The sequence below is a fragment of the Streptomyces sp. NPDC056160 genome (assembly GCF_042268205.1).
GTDB lineage: Bacteria > Actinomycetota > Actinomycetes > Streptomycetales > Streptomycetaceae > Streptomyces.
The window spans coordinates 1-2,399 of record NZ_JBHJUW010000309.1 but is presented as its reverse complement, the minus strand read 5'-3'; the positions used below and the strand labels follow the sequence as shown (position 1 = coordinate 2,399).

The window sequence follows — 2,399 nt, the reverse complement described above, 5'->3', positions numbered from 1 at the left end:
CCGAACGTCCTCTCGATGATCTCGTTGCCCCGCGCGTAGCGCTGCACATGCTCTTCGTCGTGCATGTTCATCCACCCCTGCTCTTCTTCGTCGTACGGCGGTGTCCGGCTAGAGATGCGACTGTTCGGAGAGGTTTCCCAGTCTCGGATTTCCGCCCAGTTCCTGCCACGGGTCCACCGGAACCCGCACGAGGAGCGATGGGCCGCTCGCGTAGCATTGTTCGATGACGTCGTCGAAGTTCGACAGGTCAGGAGACAGTTCTATCCCGTCCCACCCGTAAGCGCGAGCCGCCGCGACATGGTCCACTCTTTTCAAGGTCCCATGCCATTTCTCACGCGAGGTTTCCGGCAGTATCTTCCCGAGACCTTGATTGACAATCGCGTACGACTGGTTGTCGATGATGAAGAGCCGTAGGCCGAGTTCTGCGCACTGCGGAAGAGCCCCGGCGTACATCTGATAGCACCCGTCTCCCGAGAAGCAGAAGACCGCATGGTCGGGGACGGCGAGCTTCGCGCCCACGGCCATGCCGAAGGCTCCACCCATGGCCGACCCCTGGTAGGCGGAGTAGAACCGGATGTTCGGGTTGCGGCGCTGCGTCACGTATTGACGGTCCTTGTAGGCCAGGCAGACGTCGTCGAAGCCGAGAGAGTCCGGCCGCCATGCTTGATGGATACGCCCCAGGAATCGGGCGAAGTCGACATTCCCCGGTGCGATTTCGATGCTTTCTCGCGCGGTGTTCAAAGAGGAAGGGGCAGCCTGCACAGCGGCGGGGGCGTAGCGTCCTCCGCCGTGGGTCAGGAGGGCCCGAAGGAGGTCCCCGATGTCACCCTTTATTCGCTTGTAATCGCCAGCGCAACGGTGCGAGAAGTCACCTTGAAGGGCTCCGTATGGGGAGTCCAGGTTAGTGAGGTGATAAACCGTACCCGCATTTATCTTACGCAGGTTCAGTACATACTCGCCGGGCTCGAATCCAAGGCTCAGTAGAACATCCTCGGGTCCCAGTGACAGCCACAGCGCATTTGCAGAATCGTTTCCTCCGAACCCTATGTGCCCGTACCCGAGTTCGTTGTTCGGATCTGTTCCCCATGCCCCGTTCACGGTCCAGACAACCGGTGCCCCGAGCGCCGCCGACACCAGGGTCGTGAGGATCGGCATGTCGGGAGAGCGAGCCGCCTCGTCGGTCACCAGCATCACTACACGCCGTCCCTCGGACGACCTGATGAAGTCTCCCGGGAACGGGGAGACGGAGGAGGAGCGGGAGTCGACGCCGTCGCCCGTCGACTGGGCCGGACGAATCGGACCGGACGATATCCTCAGTGGAGGGCACGGCCGGTTGAGCATGTCGGGATGGAATGCGATGACAACGGGCTTGCACCGGTCCAGAGCGGCCTTTACTCGATGTACATGATCAAGCAAGCGTTCAGGGTCGGAGTCCTCCACATGAATGCAGTGCTCTCCGAACTCAGCTCGCAATTGCTCCAGGATCGAGATTCCGTGACGCGATACATCCTGAAGCGGAGACTCGTCTTCTGCTGACTTCGAGTTGAGGGCGACGAGGTACACCGCCGGCACATTGTGGAACCGTGCATCGCTCATTCCGCTGCCTGCAAGCTTGGTCGCGGCACCCGTGGTGGTGATACAGGCTGCGGCCCGGCTCCCCGACGCGATGTGATAGCCCACCGGAACGAAGCCGGCCACATACTCAGGCACAGTGAAAAGGTGCGGAACGTCTACCGGGGTTCCCTGGCCGGACGCCGGTTCGAGCAGCTTGGTGAGGTGGATCACACCACCGCCCGTCACGCCGGAATAGCACACCACGCCCAATTCTTGCAGAGCGTCCACCAGGGCAGAGAATCCGGTGCCGGGCACGGGCTCGTCGAGCAGGGGATCATCCTGCTCCTGTACGGCGTCAATGCTGGGATATGACACTTTCGGCCCCCTCGAGATATTACATCACGTACACGGCGCCTGGCTGAAACGCGCCTGGCTGAAAGTGAGTATCTACTACCGCGGAGCACCTGCGCAAGACCTTTGATCATTCAACTTCTGTTCTTCCGGTATCTGTGTGTGAGATTGTGATTATGCACTCCGAGTAAAGATTAATCTCGTTGAAACCGATTGGTGTTTGAATCGCAATTTTCGCGCTGTATCAGGCGAATTGACCTCTTTGCGGTGCCCGCCTCGACGAGCCGGAGCCACCAGCTCCTCTCGCGGGCGGCTGCCGGGCGAGCGTGGTGGGGAAACGGCTCTCGACGAGCCTCGGCAGATCGGCCAGGTCAGCGCCGTCGCCTCCCCGACGTCAGCGGCCCAGCGGATCCTGCAGGAACTCATCGAGGCCGAGGCCACAGCCCACATCGGCGCCGAGCCCGGCGAGCACACCGAGACCCGCACGACGATGC

1 protein-coding gene is annotated in these 2,399 nt (G+C 61.4%); it reads right to left on the bottom strand.

The window, feature by feature from the left end:
* Window positions 1–108 precede the first annotated feature (108 nt).
* The gene (locus tag ACFC02_RS42280; RefSeq protein WP_376368306.1) at window positions 109–1,929 is read right to left on the bottom strand and encodes a thiamine pyrophosphate-dependent enzyme; all 1,821 of its coding nucleotides are present in this window, start codon (window positions 1,927–1,929) and stop codon (window positions 109–111) included.
* Between the last annotated feature and the right edge of the window lie 470 nt (window positions 1,930–2,399).